Source organism: Verminephrobacter aporrectodeae subsp. tuberculatae At4 (assembly GCF_000193225.1).
Lineage (GTDB): Bacteria > Pseudomonadota > Gammaproteobacteria > Burkholderiales > Burkholderiaceae_C > Acidovorax > Acidovorax aporrectodeae.
The window spans coordinates 1-219 of sequence record NZ_AFAL01000589.1; the positions used below are offsets into that span (position 1 = coordinate 1).

Here is a 219-nt window from a genome sequence, read left to right on the forward strand (position 1 = left end):
TGCGCGGCATGCTGGGGCATCGTAGCAACGCCTACGTGGAGGCCATGAACGGACTCTTGCAGCAGGCCAAGCGCGCAGCCCGCGGGTTCCGCACGAGCGACAACTTCATCACCATCGCCTACCTGCGCATGTCCAAACTCAAGCATCTGCCTGCCAGCCCGTTTGCGCCCGTTGGGGTCACATGAGGTTGTTGTGTTCCACACGAAACGACGAAGGGCC

At 62.1% G+C, this 219-nt stretch carries 1 protein-coding gene; it reads left to right on the forward strand.

Annotated elements, in window-relative coordinates; translation table 11 throughout:
• Positions 1-185: transposase (locus tag VTU_RS28305; protein WP_010106998.1), on the forward strand; the 185-nt coding region annotated here is incomplete at its 5' end.
• Positions 186-219 lie beyond the last annotated feature (34 nt).